We start from the raw sequence: 2,715 nt of genomic DNA, 5'->3' as shown, positions 1-2,715 counted from the left end.
TGTCCCGTACTCCCGCAGGATTCTCAGACCTTCCGCTCCAATCAACATAGGTGAAATATCAACAATAACCTTTCATACAGCCTAAAATTAAAAAAGGCCATGAGTTCAATCATGTGCCTTTTTTTCTATTTGCTGCCTTTATAATCTGTAGCAGTCATTCCTTTTATTCCTTTAAATACTTTACAAAAATAATTATAGCTACTAAAACCCACTTGAATACCAATATCTGTAATAGATAACCGGCCCTGTTCAATCAGAAAAATGGCCTCTTCAATCCGCTTTTGATGGATATATTCAATCACACTTATATTCAATTCTTCTTTAAATTTTCTCGCGAGATAGGATCGATTAAATCCAATTTCGTCTGCTATTGATTGCACATTTATTGGTTCTTTAAAGTTGAGATTTATATACATTAACGCTTTCCTTACAACAGAACTATACCCTTTAACTGCAAAATTCTTAACCGCATCACAATATTCTTCTAACATAGTGAAATCAATTGCATCTAAATCGGACATAGATACTGCTGCCTCGATCTTAAGGGCAAATTTTTCTGAAATAGCATGTAAATATTCAGGTTCAACCCCTCCCTTAGCAGCAGCCAGCCTATTCATCGTATTAAAAGAAAAAGTAATATTTTTTCTCGCCCGCAAAGGATTGCCTGGAACTCTATATAGAAAATCACCTCTAAATTCGAGCCATGCTTTCATTGCCATTTCTTTATCTCCCATTTCGATGGCATGTAAAAAATTCTTTTCAGCCTCATACCTAAGTTTAACGTCCAACCCACTATGATAATAATCCTGAGGTTGTACATTTGGCTGAAGCTGATCTCTATGGTTTATCGTCGTAATGATTTGGGAGTCAACAGGCGGGTTAACTAAAATATTTACTATTAAATTTCCAATTGAGAGGTATGATTGGCCTAAAAAAGTTAGTGACTTATAAAAATTCTCCAAGGGTTTCAGCCAATTGTTTTCCAGATGATTGGCCCTCATTACATTCCAGATAAACTGGTCAGTGACTCGCTCATTTAAGAACGGTCCAACCAAAACCATCCCTTCATCCTGGTCAACATCGAAAAGGGTTACGGCGAAATAGGATAGTTGAAAAGAATCTGTATGAAAACAAATACTATTTTTATTAGCCTTTTCTAAAGCTTTTTTAAGATCCAAATAGATTTTCTTTCGAGCTTCAACAAAAATTAGGGGTTCATTATCATCAGATATGTGCAAAATCGTTTGAAATTGATTATCAACTGTATGTACATCAATATTAAAAGCATTTTTAATTAGCCAACACTTACTTTGCAGTTCATCCACTTTATTCACCCTTCAGATTCTTTGGATTAACAACAATTTCTTTTAGCTTCCCATCGAGTTATTTCCTCTCTCACGATTGGGGCAACCTCTTTTCCTAAGAGTTCAATAGCTCTCATTACATCATCATGAGGCATAGTGCCAACAGGACAATGCAGCATAAAGCGGGTAACCCCCACATTTTTTCGTAACTGGATGATTTTCTCAGCAACAGTTTTTGTATCCCCCACGTATAATGCTCCCTCAAAGCTGCGAGCTGCATCAAAGCTTTCACGGTCATACATCCCCCATCCGCGTTCTCGGCCTAATTTACTCATGACTTGCTGGGTAGGAGGGAAAAACTTTTCAGCAGCCACTTCGTTGCTCTCTGCAATAAAACCGTGCGAATGCGAAGCAACTGGGAGTTTCGACACATCATGACCAGCGTGCTCTGCTGCTTTCTTATAAAGTCTCACAAGCGGCTCAAACTGAAGTGGCCGGCCGCCAATAATGGCTAGCACGAGTGGCAATCCAAGCAAACCTGCACGGATGACGGAATCCCGACTGCCCCCACTGCCAATCCAAACCGGCAGAGGATTTTGAACAGGTCTAGGGTACACGCCAAGATTTTGAATGGCTGGTCGATGTCCGCCTTCCCAGCTCACTTTCTCCGACTCTCGTATTTTTAATAATAGCTCTAGTTTCTGATCAAATAATTCATCATAGTCTTTTAAATCATAGCCGAACAGCGGAAATGACTCGATAAAAGAACCCCGGCCTGCCATAATCTCTGCACGCCCATTTGAGATTGCATCCAGTGTAGCAAAATCCTGAAAAACTCGTACCGGATCAGCAGATGATAGAACTGTTACCGCACTGGTTAGTCGAATCCGTTGGGTCTGCGAAGCTGCTGCAGCCAACACTACAGCAGGAGAAGATGCCGCAAAATCTTCGCGATGATGCTCACCCACACCAAAAACATCTAGCCCAACCTGATCGGCAAGGACGATTTCCTCAACCACTTCACGGATTCGTTGTGCATGACTAATCACCTCACCGGTTATAGCATCCGGTGTTGTTTCAACAAACGTACTTACTCCTATTTCCACAAACATTACCTCCAAAAATATTAGGCAGCCCTGTGCCGATGTATATTAAATGAAATAGCCAAACTCGGTTTTAATTTGATATAAAGTCAAGAATTTTCACCCGTTATTATCCTACATTTACTAATATAATTCAAAATAACTGACTTAATAGATTAAATATCCAACCTCTTATGAAGAACCAAATTTTGAAAATATTTTTGAAGACTCTTTCCGTAAACATTGTTGATTCAGTATGATCGTAAATGATGTTTAAAATGTGAATTTAGACAAGATTGGGGATTTCTAGCGTGATCGTGTCCGAAGCC

The 2,715-nt window shown here is 39.3% G+C and carries 2 protein-coding genes; both read right to left on the bottom strand.

Annotation, left to right across the window (positions count from 1 at the left end; translation table 11 throughout):
* Window positions 1–125 precede the first annotated feature (125 nt).
* Window positions 126–1,325, bottom strand: a complete 1,200-nt coding sequence (locus tag V7137_RS12340; protein ID WP_335698362.1) for an AraC family transcriptional regulator — start codon at window positions 1,323–1,325, stop codon at window positions 126–128.
* A 26-nt stretch (window positions 1,326–1,351) separates the two neighbouring features.
* Window positions 1,352–2,410: an LLM class flavin-dependent oxidoreductase gene (locus V7137_RS12335; protein WP_335698361.1), complete on the bottom strand. Its 1,059-nt coding sequence runs from the start codon at window positions 2,408–2,410 to the stop codon at window positions 1,352–1,354.
* Window positions 2,411–2,715 lie beyond the last annotated feature (305 nt).

It is taken from the genome of Neobacillus drentensis (assembly GCF_036962765.1).
GTDB lineage: Bacteria > Bacillota > Bacilli > Bacillales > Cytobacillaceae > Neobacillus > Neobacillus drentensis_C.
This window is presented reverse-complemented; position numbering and strand designations above follow the sequence as displayed.